This window comes from Pseudomonas sp. X4 (assembly GCF_040784925.1).
In the GTDB taxonomy this organism is placed as follows: domain Bacteria; phylum Pseudomonadota; class Gammaproteobacteria; order Pseudomonadales; family Pseudomonadaceae; genus Aquipseudomonas; species Aquipseudomonas putida_Z.
In genome coordinates this window covers 886629-901526 of sequence record NZ_CP160798.1, presented here as the reverse complement: position 1 = coordinate 901526, position 14898 = coordinate 886629, and the positions used below count along the sequence as shown (strand labels likewise).

Annotated in this window: 19 protein-coding genes and 1 tRNA gene; 12 read left to right on the top strand and 8 right to left on the bottom strand. The window is 61.7% G+C overall.

The features are described 5' to 3' along the window. Window positions 1–102: 102 nt before the first annotated feature. Complete coding sequence (locus tag ABX298_RS03890; RefSeq protein ID WP_004375233.1) at window positions 103–342, top strand: sulfurtransferase TusA family protein; 240 nt, start codon at window positions 103–105, stop codon at window positions 340–342. A gap of 19 nt (window positions 343–361) precedes the next feature. Next, on the top strand, window positions 362–1432 hold the full coding sequence (locus ABX298_RS03885) for an AI-2E family transporter (RefSeq protein WP_367394102.1): 1071 nt from the start codon (window positions 362–364) through the stop codon (window positions 1430–1432). Between the two features lie 112 nt (window positions 1433–1544). Here the strand turns inward: ABX298_RS03885 and ABX298_RS03880 are convergent, their stop codons facing one another. Together ABX298_RS03880 and ABX298_RS03875 are read right to left on the bottom strand one after the other, a co-directional pair. Continuing rightward, on the bottom strand, window positions 1545–2018 hold the full coding sequence (locus tag ABX298_RS03880; RefSeq protein WP_003254742.1) for a peroxiredoxin: 474 nt from the start codon (window positions 2016–2018) through the stop codon (window positions 1545–1547). Between the two features lie 11 nt (window positions 2019–2029). Then, the gene (locus ABX298_RS03875; protein WP_013973793.1) at window positions 2030–2590 is read right to left on the bottom strand and encodes a glycine cleavage system protein R; all 561 of its coding nucleotides are present in this window, start codon (window positions 2588–2590) and stop codon (window positions 2030–2032) included. A gap of 259 nt (window positions 2591–2849) precedes the next feature. On the opposite strand from ABX298_RS03875, the gene dapA reads away from it, so the two are divergent. The 5 genes from dapA to ABX298_RS03850 all read left to right on the top strand — a co-directional run bounded on the left by dapA (window position 2850) and on the right by ABX298_RS03850 (window position 6555). Continuing rightward, on the top strand, window positions 2850–3737 hold the full coding sequence (gene dapA, locus ABX298_RS03870; RefSeq protein ID WP_025340253.1) for a 4-hydroxy-tetrahydrodipicolinate synthase: 888 nt from the start codon (window positions 2850–2852) through the stop codon (window positions 3735–3737). Between the two features lie 15 nt (window positions 3738–3752). Next, window positions 3753–4874 (top strand): outer membrane protein assembly factor BamC, encoded by a 1122-nt coding sequence (gene bamC, locus ABX298_RS03865; RefSeq protein ID WP_004375223.1) that lies wholly within the window; start codon window positions 3753–3755, stop codon window positions 4872–4874. Then, on the top strand, window positions 4875–5633 hold the full coding sequence (locus tag ABX298_RS03860; protein WP_367394101.1) for an MBL fold metallo-hydrolase: 759 nt from the start codon (window positions 4875–4877) through the stop codon (window positions 5631–5633). A 30-nt stretch (window positions 5634–5663) separates the two neighbouring features. Beyond that, a complete protein-coding gene (gene purC / locus ABX298_RS03855; protein ID WP_004375217.1) occupies window positions 5664–6374 on the top strand; it encodes a phosphoribosylaminoimidazolesuccinocarboxamide synthase in 711 nt (236 codons plus the stop codon). Window positions 6375–6465: 91 nt separating this feature from the next. Continuing rightward, window positions 6466–6555 (top strand) — tRNA-Ser (locus ABX298_RS03850). A 97-nt stretch (window positions 6556–6652) separates the two neighbouring features. On the opposite strand, the gene ABX298_RS03845 is transcribed toward ABX298_RS03850, so the two are convergent. From ABX298_RS03845 to ABX298_RS03825, 5 genes are all read right to left on the bottom strand, one after another. Continuing rightward, window positions 6653–7003, bottom strand: coding sequence for an addiction module antidote protein (locus ABX298_RS03845; RefSeq protein WP_274079744.1), 351 nt, complete (start codon window positions 7001–7003; stop codon window positions 6653–6655). Then, window positions 7000–7308 (bottom strand): type II toxin-antitoxin system RelE/ParE family toxin, encoded by a 309-nt coding sequence (locus tag ABX298_RS03840; protein ID WP_274079743.1) that lies wholly within the window; start codon window positions 7306–7308, stop codon window positions 7000–7002. Before ABX298_RS03840 ends, ABX298_RS03845 begins: the two co-directional genes overlap by 4 nt. Before the next feature lie 340 nt (window positions 7309–7648). Beyond that, entirely contained in the window at window positions 7649–7921 is a 273-nt protein-coding gene (locus tag ABX298_RS03835; RefSeq protein ID WP_025340252.1) for a DUF3077 domain-containing protein, read from the bottom strand. Between the two features lie 136 nt (window positions 7922–8057). Beyond that, window positions 8058–8321, bottom strand: a complete 264-nt coding sequence (locus ABX298_RS03830) for a hypothetical protein (protein WP_025340251.1) — start codon at window positions 8319–8321, stop codon at window positions 8058–8060. A gap of 330 nt (window positions 8322–8651) precedes the next feature. Next, a complete protein-coding gene (locus tag ABX298_RS03825) occupies window positions 8652–9269 on the bottom strand; it encodes a LysE family transporter (RefSeq protein WP_025340245.1) in 618 nt (205 codons plus the stop codon). A gap of 256 nt (window positions 9270–9525) precedes the next feature. Here ABX298_RS03825 and ABX298_RS03820 point away from each other — a divergent pair, with 256 nt between their 5' ends. The 4 genes from ABX298_RS03820 (at window position 9526) to ABX298_RS03805 (ending at window position 13205) form a co-directional block, all read left to right on the top strand. Next, window positions 9526–9717 carry a YhfL family protein gene (locus tag ABX298_RS03820; protein ID WP_003254720.1) on the top strand — a complete coding sequence of 64 codons (192 nt, stop codon included), beginning with the start codon at window positions 9526–9528 and terminating at the stop codon, window positions 9715–9717. A gap of 328 nt (window positions 9718–10045) precedes the next feature. Continuing rightward, window positions 10046–11683 (top strand): malate dehydrogenase (quinone), encoded by a 1638-nt coding sequence (mqo, locus tag ABX298_RS03815; RefSeq protein WP_075046052.1) that lies wholly within the window; start codon window positions 10046–10048, stop codon window positions 11681–11683. Window positions 11684–11943: 260 nt separating this feature from the next. Beyond that, window positions 11944–12588 carry a hypothetical protein gene (locus ABX298_RS03810; protein WP_367394100.1) on the top strand — a complete coding sequence of 215 codons (645 nt, stop codon included), beginning with the start codon at window positions 11944–11946 and terminating at the stop codon, window positions 12586–12588. Further along, on the top strand, window positions 12588–13205 hold the full coding sequence (locus ABX298_RS03805) for a helix-turn-helix transcriptional regulator (protein WP_367394099.1): 618 nt from the start codon (window positions 12588–12590) through the stop codon (window positions 13203–13205). Before ABX298_RS03810 ends, ABX298_RS03805 begins: the two co-directional genes overlap by 1 nt. Before the next feature lie 119 nt (window positions 13206–13324). Here ABX298_RS03805 and ABX298_RS03800 read toward each other — a convergent pair whose 3' ends face one another. Next, entirely contained in the window at window positions 13325–13660 is a 336-nt protein-coding gene (locus tag ABX298_RS03800) for a helix-turn-helix transcriptional regulator (protein WP_003259528.1), read from the bottom strand. Window positions 13661–13710: 50 nt separating this feature from the next. Between ABX298_RS03800 and xenA the strand changes: the two genes are divergently transcribed. After that, window positions 13711–14802, top strand: coding sequence for a xenobiotic reductase XenA (gene xenA, locus ABX298_RS03795; RefSeq protein WP_025340240.1), 1092 nt, complete (start codon window positions 13711–13713; stop codon window positions 14800–14802). The last annotated feature ends 96 nt before the right edge of the window (window positions 14803–14898 follow it).

Sequence of the window (14898 nt, the reverse complement as noted above, 5' to 3'; positions counted from 1 at the left end):
AAAGATACCTACTGTAGCGGGCTCACACGTTGGCGACCAGTGGCGCTATCCTAGCCGGCCAAATCCAGATACAGCCTGGCAATGCCTTTGGAGAGCCCCGCAATGAGTGAAACCCTGACCTGTGACGCCGAACTGGACGCCAGCGGGCTGAATTGCCCTTTGCCGCTGCTGAAGGCCAAGATGGAGCTCAACCGCCTGGCCAGCGGCGCGGTGCTCAAGGTAATCGCCACCGACGCCGGCTCCCAGCGCGACTTCCGCACTTTCGCCCAGTTGGCCGGTCATACCCTGCTGCGGGAAACGGCCGAGGCCGGTACCTACACTTACTGGCTGCGCAAGGCCTGAGTCTTTCCAAGGATCGTCAATGTTCAAAGTGCTTCGCGACTGGATGCAGCGCTACTTCTCCGATGAGGAAGCGGTGGTGCTGGCGGTCCTGTTGTTCCTGGCTTTTAGTGCGGTACTCACCCTGGGTGGCATGCTTGCGCCGGTGCTGGCGGGCATGGTGCTGGCGTTTCTGATGCAGGGGCTGGTCAATGCCCTGGAGCGCTTGCGGGTACCCACCCGGTTGGCGGTGATGCTGGTGTTCGCCCTGTTCATGGGCGCGCTGGCGGTGTTCATGCTGGTGCTGGTGCCGCTGCTGTGGCACCAGTTGATCACCCTGTTCAACGAACTGCCGGGCATGCTCGGCAAGTGGCAGTCGCTGTTGTTGCTGTTGCCCGAGCGCTACCCGCACCTGGTGTCGGACGAGCAGGTGCTGCATGCCATCGAGTCGGTGCGCGGGGAAATCGGCAAGTTCGGCCAGTGGGCGCTGACCTTCTCGCTATCGAGCCTGCCGCTGCTGGTCAACGCCATGATCTACCTGGTGCTGGTGCCGATCCTGGTGTTTTTCTTTCTCAAGGACCGCGAACTGATCGGCCGTTGGGTCAGCGGCTACCTGCCACGCCAACGCAGCCTGCTGAACCGGGTGGGCAGCGATATGAACCGGCAGATCGCCAACTACATCCGCGGCAAGGGCATCGAGATCCTGATCTGCGGCATTGCCACCTACATCGCCTTCATCAGTCTGGGGCTCAACTACGCCGCGTTGCTGGCGTTGCTGGTGGGGCTGTCGGTGGTGGTGCCTTACGTAGGCGCGGTGGTGGTGACCGTGCCGGTGACGTTGATTGCACTGTTCCAGTGGGGCTGGGGTGACCAGTTCATCTACCTGATGACGGTGTACGCGATCATCCAGGCGCTGGACGGCAACGTGCTGGTGCCGCTGCTGTTCTCCGAGGCGGTGAGCCTGCACCCGGTGGCGATCATCTGCGCGGTGTTGCTGTTTGGCGGGTTGTGGGGGTTCTGGGGAATCTTCTTTGCCATCCCGCTGGCGACCTTGATCAAGGCCGTGCTGGATGCCTGGCCGCGGCAGGAGCCTAGCGTTTCGCCGATGCTCTGAATGCAATAGGGGCCGCTTTGCGGCCCATTCGCGGGCGCGCCCGCTCCCACACGCGGGACCTTGTGGGAGCGGCCTTGTGTCGCGAAAGGGGCGCAAAGCGCCCCCGACGATCTCAAGCCTTGTTCAGGGCCTGGGCAGCAGCCAGTACTGCATCTACATGCCCGGGCACCTTCACCCCGCGCCATTCCTGGCGCAGCACACCGTCCTTGTCGATCAGGAAGGTGCTGCGGTCAACGCCCATGTATTCCTTGCCATACAGCTTCTTCAGCTTGATCACATCGAACAGCTGGCACAGGGCTTCGTCCTTGTCGCTGATCAGCTCGAACGGGAAGCCTTGCTTGGCCTTGAAGTTCTCGTGCGACTTGATGCCATCGCGCGACACGCCGAACACCACGGTGTTGGCTGCGGCAAAGGCATCGTGCTGGTCACGGAAACCCTGGCCTTCGGTGGTGCAGCCTGGCGTGCTGTCCTTCGGGTAGAAGTACACCACCACTTGCTGGCCCTTGAGCTCGGCCAGGCTGACGGTTTGCCCGCTGGTGGCCTGGGCCTGGAAGTCGGCAACGGGTTGGTCGAGTGCTACGGCCATGGTCGGTTTCCTTACATTGGGTTCTGTGGACGCCATGGCTCGATCAGCGCATCGAGGTTCAGGGCATCGGCAAAGTCCAGGAACTGGTCACGCAGCCAGCTGATCTGGGTGCCGGCCGGCAGAATCACGGTGAACTGGGCATTGAGCATGCTGCTGCCGGTCTGCGGTGCCAGGTAGGTATCGCAGGTCATGGCTTCCAGCTCGACGCGGTGGTCGAGGAAGAACTGGCACAGCTCGTTGATGATGTCCGGCCGGTAGGCGGCGCTGACGTAGGCCACGTAGGGCAGGGCCTGCGGGCGCACTTCCTGGTCGGCGCTGCGCACCACGTCCAGGGTCAGGCCGTGCTTCTTGCCCAGGCCCGGTAGCATGGCTTCGAGGCGCGCCAGGGCGTCCCAGCTGCCGCCTACCTGCAGTACCAGGGCGCTGGTCTCGCCGTGGCGGCTCAGGCGCGAGGTGACCACCGCGCAGCGGTTTTCGAAGGCAGCGCGGCTGAGGACGTTGGCCAGCTCCATGGGGTTGGGCCCCAGGGCACTGATGACAAGGAATTGTTCGCGGACGGTGGGGGTGGACATGCAGCATTCCTAAAGCGATGAGCGGTCGGCACAGGACGGGCGAAAGCCTCCTGTCGGCAGGGCCCGGGGCTCGCATGCGAGGTCGTGGACGCTGGCGGGGAGCAAGGTCGACGGCCCGGCGGGCCGCGCTGCACCGATCAAAGCATCAAGGGTAGCGAAATAAGGCGCCGAGGGGAATGCTCCGCCCGCCTGCTTCGCTTGTGCAAGGCCGATGCCCCCAGTACCATTACCGCTCTCTTTTTCCGGCAGGAGCAGTTACATGATTGCGGGCAGTATGGTGGCATTGGTCACTCCCATGGATGCACAAGGGCGTCTCGACTGGGAAAGCCTCGACAAACTTGTAGACTTCCACCTGGAAAACGGCACCCATGCGATCGTCGCTGTCGGCACCACCGGTGAGTCCGCCACGCTGGATGTCGAAGAACACATCCTGGTCATCAAGCACGTGGTCGAGCGCGTCAAGCGCAGCACCCGCCGCATTCCGGTCATCGCCGGTACCGGTGCCAACTCCACTGCCGAAGCCGTGCACCTGACCCAGAACGCCAAGAGCGCCGGCGCCGACGCCTGCCTGCTGGTAGTGCCGTACTACAACAAGCCGACCCAAGAAGGCCTGTACCAGCACTTCAAGCACATCGCCGAAGCCGTCGACATCCCGCAGATCCTCTACAACGTACCCGGCCGCACCTCCTGCGACATGCAGGCCGATACCGTGATCCGCCTGTCGAAGGTCAAGAACATCATCGGTATCAAGGAAGCCACCGGCGACCTGGTACGCGCCAAGGCCATCCTCGATGGCGTCGACAAAGACTTCATCGTCATGTCCGGCGACGACCCGACCGCCGTCGAGCTGATCCTGATGGGCGGCAAGGGCAACATTTCCGTCACCGCCAACGTCGCACCGCGCGAAATGGCCGACCTGTGCGAGGCCGCCCTTGAGGGCAATGCCGAGAAGGCCCGCGCAATCAACGAAAAACTCATGCCGCTGCACAAAGACCTGTTCTGCGAGTCCAACCCGATCCCGGTGAAATGGGCACTCGTCGAAATGGGCCTGATGCACAAAGGCATTCGCCTGCCGCTGACCTGGCTGAGCGAAGGCTGCCACGAAAAAGTCCGTACTGCCTTGCGCCAGTCCGGCGTACTGGTTTAAGAGGAAGTACACCGCATGAAGCGACTGGCTGGTCTTTCCGCCCTTGCCCTGATCATCTCCAGCACCAGTGGGTGTGGCTGGCTGTGGGGCGAGGATGGCTATTTCCGCGACCGCGGCAGCGATTACCTGCAGGCGCGCCCGACTGCGCCGATGCAGCTGCCGCCGGACGCCAGCAACGTCAAGCGCCTTGACCCGCTGCTGCCGATCCCGCGCAACGTCGCCGACGACAGCGCCACCGGCGAGTTCGAGGTGCCGCGCCCGCAACCGATGACCGGTGGCGCCGCCCAGGTTACCGACTACAGCCTGCAGCGCAGCGGCAGCAGCCGTTGGGTGCTGGCCCAGCATTCGCCGGCCGAGGTATGGCCGGTGGCTCGCCAGTTCTTCGAGGACAACGGTTTCCGCATCGCCGAAGAGCGCCCGCAGACCGGTGAATTCAACACCACCTGGCAGCGTTTCGACGAACTGTCGGCTTCGCTCGGCCAGCGCCTGGCCAGCACTGCCAGCAGCGCTGACAGCGAAGTGCGCGTGCGTGTACGCATGGAGCCTGGCGTGCAGCGCAACACCTCCGAGGTGTATGTGGTCAGCGTCGAGCGCCCGGCCGGCAGCACAGCCGAGCCCGATTTCCCGTCCACCTCCAGCAACACCGGTGCCGATGCCCTGCTGGTCGACGAAATGCTTGCCAGCATGAACCGCAGCGCCGAGAAGGGCGGTTCGGTATCGCTGCTGGCCGCGCGCGATTTCGACGCGCCAAGCCGCGTCAGCCTGAGCGAAGACGGCAGCGGCAACCCGGTGCTGTACCTGGGCGCCGACCTGGACCGCGCCTGGTCCAGCGTGGGCCGTGCCCTGGAGCAGGGTGGCGAGTGGCGTGTCGAGGACATCAACCGCAGCCTGGGCCTGTACTACATCAACCTGTCTGAAAAGCCTGAAGACAAGCAGAACCAGCCTGGCTTCTTCGGCCGCATGTTCGGCAGCGAGCCTACCAAGGAAGAGCGTGAAGCCCGTGCCGAGCGCTACCAGGTTCGCCTGAGCAAGGTGGGTGAGAGCGTGCAGGTCACGGTCGAGAAGAACATCAACACCGTGGCCCCGGCCGATGTCGCCCGCCGCGTGCTGAGCGCCATTCAGGACCACCTGGGCTAAGTGCGCTTCGCGGTACTCGGAAGCGGCAGCCAGGGAAACGGCACGCTGATCGCCAGTGGTGACACGTTCATCCTGGTCGATTGCGGGTTTTCCCTGCGCGAGACCGAGCGGCGCCTGGCGCTGCTCGGCGTGTCGGCGGCCCAGCTCAGTGCGGTACTGGTCACCCACGAACATGCGGACCACGTGCATGGAGTCGGCTTGCTGTCACGGCGCTACAATGTACCGGTCTACCTCAGCCAGGGGACCTTGCGCGGCATGCGCAAGCCGGTGGAGGTGGCCGGTTTTCTCGCTTGTGGCGAAAGCCTGCGTATCGGCAGCCTGGAAGTGACCGCGGCGCGGGTCGAGCACGACGCCTACGAGCCGCTGCAGTACGTGGTCAGCGACGGCCAGCGGCGCTTCGGCATGCTGACCGACCTGGGCTCGTACGACGCGCTGCTGCTGGAGCGTTACCAGAGCCTGGATGCACTGCTGATCGAGGCCAACCACTGCCGCGACCTGCTGGCACGCGGTCACTACCCGGCCTTCCTGAAGCAGCGGGTGGGTGGCATGCAAGGGCATTTGAACAATCACCAGGCCGCGCGCCTGGTGCACGAGTTGGGCTGGAGCAACCTGCAACACCTGGTGCTGGCCCACCTCAGCAGCAAGAACAACCTGCCACACTTGGCTCGCCAGTGCTTCGTCGACACCCTTGGGTGCGACCCGGACTGGCTCCAGGTGGCGAATCAGGAACACGGGCTCGACTGGCGCGAAATCGCCTAGCCCAACACCTCAAGCAAGCGGAGCCCAATCATGGAAAAACGCGACGAACTCTACCGCGGCAAGGCCAAATCGGTTTACAAGACCGACGACGCCGACCGCTTGATCCTGCTGTTCCGTAACGACACTTCGGCGTTCGACGGCAAGCGTATCGAACAACTCGACCGCAAAGGCATGGTGAACAACAAGTTCAACGCCTTCATCATGCAGAAACTGGAAGAAGCCGGCGTGCCGACCCAGTTCGACAAGCTGCTGGGCGACAACGAGTGCCTGGTGAAGAAGCTGGACATGATCCCGGTCGAGTGCGTGGTGCGCAACTACGCCGCCGGCAGCCTGGTCAAGCGCCTGGGCGTGGAGGAGGGCATCAAGCTGGAGCCGTCCACCTTCGAGCTGTTCCTGAAGAACGACGAGAAGGGCGACCCCTTCATCAACGAATCCCACGTTGTCGCGTTCGGCTGGGGCACCGCCGAGCAGTTGGCCGAAATGAAAAAGCTGTCGCTGAAGGTCAACGAAGTGCTGAGCAAGCTGTTCGATGACGCCGGCCTGCTGCTGGTCGACTTCAAGCTGGAGTTCGGCGTATTCCACGGCCAGATCGTGTTGGGCGACGAGTTCAGCCCGGACGGCTGCCGCCTGTGGGACAAAGAGACCCGCAAGAAAATGGACAAGGACCGCTTCCGCCAGGGCCTGGGCGACGTGATCGAAGCCTACGAAGAAGTTGCCAAGCGCCTGGGCGTGCCGCTGTAAGCGGTACGTTCACGCAAGCGCCTGATACCACGCGATTTTTTTTTAAAAAAGGTTTGCGTTTTAAAAGAACGCTGGTATGATGCGCGGCATTGGAGAGATGCCGGAGTGGTCGAACGGGACGGATTCGAAATCCGTTGTACTGGCAACAGTACCTAGGGTTCAAATCCCTATCTCTCCGCCATACAAGATGAAGCCCCTGGGAGCGAAAGTTTCCAGGGGCTTTTTCGTTGTGTGGCGCGAAGTTGTTTGTAGCGAACATCCCAATTGCGCGGGCGAGCCTATGAAGACGCGGGGAGCTTCTTGAGCGGCCTGACGGTGAGTTCTACGCCCAAGGCAAGCATCAGCTTCTGAATTGTAGAAAATCGGGTTTTATCGCCGCCCTTCAAAGTTTTGTAGAGAGACTCGCGATTGACGCCAGCGTCTTGCGCAAACTGGTTCACGCCCTTGGCTTTTGCCACTTCACCCAGGGCATGCATCAGGATTTGAGCATCGTTAGCCTTCATAGCCTCTGCCAGAAATGCTGCGATGGTTTCTGGGCTGTCGAGAAACCGGGATGCCTCGAATCGTTTGGTATTGCTCAAGTCCAGATCAAGGATTGGCATGTCTTCAGGGGTGGACTTGTAGCTCATCGTTTTTTACCTCGTATTGCATCAAGGATTTCCTTGGCTCGTTTGATGGCTCTGTGTTGATCCGTTTTATCGCTGCCATAGAGCATCAGGTAGCGGGTTGGGCCCGTTCGTACGAAGTAGATTCGATATCCGGGGCCGACAAACACGCGCATCTCACTGACACCATCGCCAACCGATTCGGTATCACCGAAGCTGCCATTTTCGGCTCTGGCAATCCTTGAGGTGACAGCACCTCTGCCGATTGGGTCTTTTACGCCATCCAGCCAATCTTCAAATTCAGACGTTGTGTCGATCTGATTCGGCATGCATTAAATGTAGCCTAGTGGCTACTCCTTGTCGATGAATGAGTGACCGAGTGGTCCTGCGGAAACGAGGTGGAGGCCATTACGCAATGGTTGGTTGCGCCTAGCCCGACGATCGCCTTCCTGCGTTGGTCTGAATGGCGATGAAGAGACGAGGCTAAGGTGTGGGCTGTGCACTGGCAACGAATACAGCGGGTTTGCTGTTTGTTTGGGAAATGGACTACATCGCGATGGAAGAGGTCGTATTACCGCATGGGGCCGGAGCGTATTTGGGTGTGATCGCGACGAGATGCGATGAATGAAGCCCCTGGGTGTTTTGCGTTTCCAAGGGCTTCTTTATTTCTTATTTTTTCATCATCCCCAATTCAGCATCATCCAGCAGCGCCTTAGCCATGGCACTTAGGTAATGCGAGGCCCAGATCAGCTTCTGGTCGCCATCCATCAAACCGGTGATGATCAGGTCGCGGACGTAGCCCATCAGTTCGGATGCCTGTTCGCGGGCGTCCTGGCAGGGGATGCCGGGTTCGATGCGGAACAGCGGGTGGGTGTTGTTTTCGCCTTGGTAGAAGCAGGTCTTGCCGACTGTGGTGGGTTGCTTTGTGTCGTCGGTGGGCATTGTTTTTCTCCCTGGAATCTTGGGTGTCTGGGCCGGCCTCTTCGCGGGCGCGCCCGCTCCCACAGGTACGGCGCAGTACTTGAGGGCAATGATTACCCTTGTGGGAGCGGGCGTGCCCGCGAAGAGGCCAGGCCTGCTAGTGCAAAGTTCGTGGCTCAGCCGGTAAATGGGCCTGCATCTGCAATTGCATCAATGCCGACTCGACCAGGCCCTGTACCGCCTCCATTTCATGGATCACGGCCTGCATCACGATCGAACTCGGGGCTGTGGGTTTGAGTTGCACGGATTGGCGGGCCACGAACAGGGCGCAGAGTACGTACTCTGAGGACTGGACCAGGGTGTCTTGCAGAGCCTGGGTGGAATCGAGGGAGTGGGGTGGATCGGGGACCATCTTGCGCATGTAAAGCTCCTTGGGTAAGTGGAGCCGCCTGGCAACGCTGTCAAACGAATGGGGGCAGCTATACATGGGTTGACAGACCGGTTACCCAAGACCCGGCGCACACGAATGTGCCCCATGCACAGCTGCCATAACGCTGCAACGGAAACTTGAGTAGTCGGCCTGTCAAAGCCGGTCGTTGATTTTGCAACGACAAGCCGAGACTAGAGCGCGACCCAATCCGTCGCAACAGTTTGAGCGGGTTGGCAGTATGTTTGGGAAATGGCCTACAGGGAAGGGGATAATTCTGAGTTTCAGCTGTAGGACTGGGGGCGCAATGCGCCCCCAGGGCCTTCAGCGCATTGCCGCCAGTTTGATGCCGAACCCCACCAGGCAAGCCCCCGCCAACCGCTCGAACATATTGGCAATCCGCGGATTGGCGCGCATGCGCTCGGCCAACTGGTGCGTCAGCACCACGGCAATCAACCCGTACAGGAAGGTCACCACCGCCACTGTCGCCGCGAGGAAGCCGAAGGTCACCAGCCCCTGGTGCTTCACCGGGTCGACGAACAGCGGGAAGAACGCCATGTAGAACATGATCGCCTTGGGGTTGAGCAGGGTGATCATCATGGTCTGGCGCAGGTACTGGCCGTTGTCCATGCGGCTGGCCCGCGGCGCGCCACCGGGTTTGCTCAGCAGCATGCGCAGGCCCAGGTAGGCCAGGTACGCAGCACCGGCCCACTGCACCACGTGGAAGGCGGCAGGGTAGGCCGCCAGCAGGGTGGCAACGCCGGCCACCGCCAGCCACAGCAGCACCTGGTCACCCAGGATCACCCCGCAGGTCGCGGCCATGCCGGCCTTGATCCCGCCCTTGCCGGTGGCGGTGATCAGGGCGAAGTTGCCCGGGCCGGGGATGGCCAGGACGATGATGAAGGCGATGACGAACGCGCCGTAGTCGGTGACGCCGAGCATGGGGAACTCCTGTTGGTGGTGCGTAGGCAGAGCTCAAGACTATCGTCGCCACCGGCCCGCTTTTCAACCGTCTACCAGGAATTGGAAACAAGCTCTGATTTTTCAGAAGTGCGAGAAATTTCCTACAAGGGCAACCTGTTGTTGCACACGTGCAACCAGCAACTGCACTTCGCAGCTTGGATCCAATGCCTAGGTTCTGTATCATCCCGCCGCCATCAGAATGATGGCCGAAGATGATTCATTTAAAGGACTTAGTATGAAAAAGCTGTTCAAGGCTACCGTAGCCGTTGCTGTCGTTTCGGGTGTTGCCCTGCTGTCGGGTTGCACTGGCCAGGTTTACAACCAGCCGAAAAACTGCACCTACGACTACCTGTTCCACCCTTCGGTTTCCATCTCCAAGATCATCGGTGGCTGCGGCCCGATCGATAAACTGCCTCAGCAGCAGTAATCTTGGCGGTACCCTGATCGCGACGCTTGCGGCGTGATCCAAGGCCCCCGGTCATTTACGTGATCGGGGGTTTTTGTTTTTCCGCGTGACAATCTGCCACTGAGGCAACCCGTCGCCTTGACGCTCCGGGTGGCAATTTGTTTGTGCTGGCATTTGAGCTACAATCGGAAAAACGATTCAGCCTTGTCGGTCAATTCGACAAAAGGCCGAGTCGTTTTCTGGTTCTCTGGCTGCTGAACAATGATCAACAACAAGCCTGCGCTGCAGAACATGCTTTACTTGGGCCAGCCACAGGCCCACCCCCTGTTCTCCTGACTGGAATCGATCAATGTTCAAGAAAGCTGGCAAGACCTTGCTGGGTCTGGCTGTCGCTGCAAGCGTCATGCAAGCGCACGCCGCAGAAACCAAGAAAGTAGATGTGCTGCTGGTCGGCGGCGGCATCATGAGCTCGACCCTGGCCGTGTGGTTGCACGAGCTGGAGCCAAGCTGGTCGATGGAAATGGTCGAGCGCCTGGATGGCGTGGCCGAAGAAAGCTCCAACGGCTGGAACAACGCCGGTACCGGCCACTCCGCGCTGGCCGAGCTGAACTACACCCCGGAAGACAAGGACGGCAACGTCAATATCACCAAGGCCATCGAAATCAACGAGGCCTTCCAGATCTCCCGCCAGTTCTGGTCGTGGCAGGTCCGCCAGGGCGTGCTGAAGAACCCGCACTCGTTCATCAACACCACGCCGCACATGAGCTTCGTGTGGGGCGATGACAACATCAAGTTCCTGAAGAAGCGTTACGACGCACTGCAGGCCAGCCCGCTGTTCCGCCCGATGCAGTACTCCGAGGACCACGCGCAGATCGCCAAGTGGGTCCCGCTGATGATGGAAGGCCGCGACCCTAACCAGAAGCTGGCCGTGACCTGGACGCCAATCGGCACCGACGTCAACTTCGGCGAGATCACCCGCCAGTTCGTCGGCCACCTGAAAACCCAGGAAAACTTCGACCTGAAGCTGTCCAGCGAAGTGCAGGACATCACCCGCAACAAGGACGGCTCGTGGCACGTCGAGTACAAGAACCTGAAGGACGGTAGCGAATCGGCCACCGACGCCAAGTTCCTGTTCATCGGTGCCGGCGGCGGCGCACTGAAGCTGCTGCAGAAGTCGGGCATTCCTGAAGCCAAGGAATACGCAGGCTTCCCGGTGGGCGGCTCGTTCCTGGTGACCGAGAACCCGACCGTGGCCATGCAGCACATGGCCAAGGCCTACGGCATCGCCTCGACCGGTGCGCCACCCATGTCGGTTCCGCACCTGGACACCCGCGTACTGGATGGCAAGCGCGTGATCCTGTTTGGCCCATTCGCCACCTTCTCGACCAAGTTCCTGAAGAACGGCTCGTACCTGGACCTGCTGAGCAGCACCACCACCCACAACGTGTGGCCGATGACCAAGGTCGGCATCGATCAGTATCCGCTGGTGGAATACCTCGCTGGCCAGCTGATGCTGTCTGACGACGACCGTTTCGAAGCCCTGCGCACCTACTTCCCGAACGCCAAGAAGGAAGACTGGCGCCTGTGGCAGGCCGGTCAGCGCGTGCAGATCATCAAGCGTGATGCCGAGAAGGGCGGCGTGCTGAAGCTGGGCACCGAGGTGGTCGCTTCCGAAGACCGCACCATCGCCGGCCTGCTGGGTGCGTCGCCAGGTGCTTCGACTGCGGCACCGATCATGCTGAACGTGCTGGAAACCGTGTTCAAGGAGAAGGTCGCTACCCCTGAGTGGCAGGCCAAGATCAAGCAGATCGTGCCAAGCTACGGCACCAAGCTGAACGACTCGGCGGCGGCCACCCAGAAAGAGTGGAACTACACCGCTGAAGTGCTGCAACTCGAGAAGCCACCGGTGATCGACGAAAGCGTCGGCACCACGGTTGCACCGAGCCAGCCGGTCGAGAGCAAGCCTGAGAATGACATGGCGCTGTAAGCGGCCATTGTTGTGACAGAAGCCACGGGGGAGACCTCGTGGCTTTTTTGTTGCCTGTTCCGGCCCTTTCGCGGGCTTGGCCGCTCCCACAGGTACATCACAGGTCTCGAAAGCTGTGGTGTACCTGTGGGAGCGGCCTAGCCCGCGAAGAGGCCGGTACAGGAGAACCACTGATCTGAAATCTGGGCTGAACCTAATAAAAACATATTTTGATGCTTAAATTAATCTTGTCAGTCGATCCCCTCCAGGAGGGTGCCGTCATGAACATCAAGATTGCCGCCTTACTGCTGCTCGCCCTGTGCGCCCAGCCGGCATGGAGCCAAAGCTACTCCTACTCCAGCGAAACCCCCGCCGCCAAACCCCCCGAATCTGCTGCAATGACCACGCGCATGGCCCTGCGCGACCTTTGGGTCGAGCACATCTTCTGGGTGCGCAACTATGCTGTGGCCAACCAGGCCGGCAACGCCAAGGAGGCTGAAGTCGCCGCCAAGGAAGTGGTTACCGACGCTACCAGGATCGCCAATAGCATTGCCCCGCTGTACGGCCAGCCCGCCGCCGATCAGTTGCTGAAACTGCTGGCCGGCCACTGGGGCGCCATCAAGCACTACAGCGACGCCACCGTGGGCAAGGACAAAAAAGGCCAGCAAGCCGCAGTCAATGAGCTGACCAGCAATGCCAAGGCCATCGCTGCGTTCCTGGCCAAGGCCAACCCGAACCTGCCCGAACCGACCCTGCTGACGCTGCTCAGCGCCCACGGCGGGCACCACGTGGCCCAGATCGACCAGCTGGCGGCCGCTGACTACGTGGGCGAGGCGCGCACCTGGGCGATGATGCGCGAGCATATCCTGACCCTGTCCGACGCCCTGGCTGCGGCGTTGGTCAAACAGTTCCCGGACAAATTCTGATGCTCGAAGGCTTGGGCCGTACCCAACAGGACCTGCTCCATGCGTTGCTGCTCCAGTCGGCCGGCATGAGCATCGACGACCTGGCGCAGGCCCTGGCCATCACCCGCACGGCGGTGCGCCAGCACCTGGCGGCGCTGGAGCGCGACGGCCTGGTCAAGCGTGGCGCTACCCGGCCCACCGGGCGCCGCCCGGAGCAGTTGCACGAGCTGACCGAACAGGCCCGCGAACTGTTCCCGCGGCAGTATCCGTTGCTGGCCAACCTGCTGATTGCGGAAGTGGCCGGCTTGCTGGGGCAGGAGGCGTTGCTGGCGCTGATGCGCCAGCTGGGGCGCAAGCTGGCGGCGGACCTGGAGCATCAAGTGGTGGATGAAGCACGTATCGTCGAGCACATGAACAATGCCGGGTACGAGGCGCAGGTGTTCTTCCGCTCGGGGGGCGAGCCGCAGATCGTTGCGCACAATTGCGTATTCCATCACCTGGCCAAGGCGCACCCGGTGGTGTGCGAGCTGGACCTGGCGCTGATCGGGGCCTTGGGTGGGGCCGAGGTCAGCCATGAGGAGTGCATGCTCAGGGGAGGGCAGGTGTGCCGGTTTGCCCTGGGCAAGAAAGAAGATTGATGTTGCCTGTTCTGGCCTCTTCGCGGGTAAACCCGCTCCCACAGAGATCGTACAGGTCTGGAAGGCAGTGATTATCCTGTGGGAGCGGGTTTACCCGCGAAGAGGCCGGCACAGGAAAATCACTGCTGCCGCAGAATGCAGTCCAGCAACCCAGGAAACCGCTCCCCCAGCATCTCGCTACGCAACGAATTCATATGGGTAGTCCCCACATTGCGGGTATGCACCAACCCCGCATCACGCAGCACGCGAAAATGGTGGGACATGCTCGACTTCGGCCGGCCACCGTCCAGCTCGCCGCAGCTGGCTTCGGCCACGCCCGCCAGGTGGCGCACGATACCCAGGCGCACCGGGTCGCTCAGGGCATAGAGCAGGCGTTCCAGGGTAAGGTCTTCAGAATTGGGATGTTGATAGGCTCGCATGGTCGTCATGATAACGGGGCTATCATTAATTGCCATAGTTCGATTATGATCGAACTATCGTAATCAGACAGCCCGGGAGCTTGCTCATGTCCGCTTTGTTCGAACCCTATACCCTCAAGGACGTCACCCTGCGCAACCGCATTGCCATTCCGCCGATGTGCCAGTACATGGCCGAGGACGGCATGATCAACGACTGGCACCACGTGCACCTGGCCGGCCTGGCCCGTGGCGGTGCCGGCCTGTTGGTGGTCGAGGCCACTGCCGTGGCACCGGAAGGGCGCATCACCCCCGGTTGCGCCGGTATCTGGAGCGATGCCCACGCCCAGGCTTTCGTGCCGGTGGTGCAGGCAATCAAGGCCGCCGGTTCCGTGCCGGGTATTCAGATTGCCCACGCCGGGCGCAAGGCCAGCGCCAACCGCCCGTGGGAGGGTGACGACCACATTGCCGCCGACGACGCCCGCGGCTGGGAAACCATCGCCCCGTCCGCCATCGCCTTCGGTGCGCACCTGCCACAAGTGCCGCGCGAGATGACCCTGGACGACATCGCCCGGGTCAAGCAGGACTTCGTCGATGCCGCCCGCCGTGCGCGCGATGCCGGTTTCGAGTGGATCGAACTGCACTTTGCCCATGGCTACCTGGGCCAGAGCTTCTTCTCCGAACACTCCAACAAGCGTACCGACGCCTACGGTGGCAGCTTCGACAACCGCAGCCGCTTCCTGCTGGAAACCCTGGCAGCGGTGCGTGAGGTATGGCCAGAGAATCTGCCCCTGACCGCGCGTTTTGGTGTGCTGGAATACGACGGCCGCGATGAGCAGACCCTGGAAGAGTCGATCGAACTGGCGCGCCGCTTCAAGGCTGGCGGCCTCGACCTGCTGAGCGTGAGTGTCGGCTTCACCATTCCCGACACCAAGATCCCATGGGGCCCGGCGTTCATGGGGCCGATTGCCGAGCGCGTGCGTCGTGAGGCGAAGCTGCCGGTGACCTCGGCGTGGGGGTTTGGTACGCCGCAACTGGCGGAAGCTGCGCTGCAGGCCAACCAGCTGGACCTGGTATCGGTAGGGCGCGCGCACCTGGCAGACCCGCACTGGGCTTACTTTGCGGCCAAGGAGTTGGGCGTGGAGAAAGCCTCCTGGACCTTGCCGGCACCGTATGCGCACTGGCTCGAGCGTTATCGCTGAGGCATGAAAGGGGCTGCCTTGCAGCCCATTCGCGGGTAAACCCGCTCCCACAGGATCTCCACTGCCCTCAAGGCCTGCGCGATCCCTGTGGGAGCG